We start from the raw sequence: 345 nt of genomic DNA on the forward strand, positions 1-345 counted from the left end.
ACAAGACCCCGGTCAGCACCACCGTCACCGACGAACCTGGCTCGGGCACCCCGGGTACCGGCAACCAAGGCGACCTGGTGCAGGTCACCATCACCGCCGATCAGGCGTCGGTGGCCGAGAACGTCAATCCGACCTTCACCGTGCACATCAACCAGGCGCTGGCCCATGACCTGGTCGTGACCCTGAGCAACAATGCCCAGGTCACCATCAAGGCTGGGGAAACCAGTGCACCGTACACCCATGCGGCGCAAGGCGATGACGTCTATAACGATGCTGGCCAGATCAGCCTGGGCATCAGTTCGGCTGTGGATGCAACCGGTGCGACCTTCGAAAATCTGCAGCTGG

General features: G+C 62.3%; 1 protein-coding gene. It reads left to right on the top strand.

Annotated features, from left to right (window positions below):
* Positions 1-345, top strand: a 345-nt coding sequence (locus tag J5M71_RS28985; protein ID WP_207839136.1) for an immunoglobulin-like domain-containing protein, incomplete at both ends; no start/stop codon positions are given.

This window comes from Pseudomonas sp. 43(2021) (assembly GCF_017490805.1).
In the GTDB taxonomy this organism is placed as follows: Bacteria; Pseudomonadota; Gammaproteobacteria; order Pseudomonadales; family Pseudomonadaceae; genus Aquipseudomonas.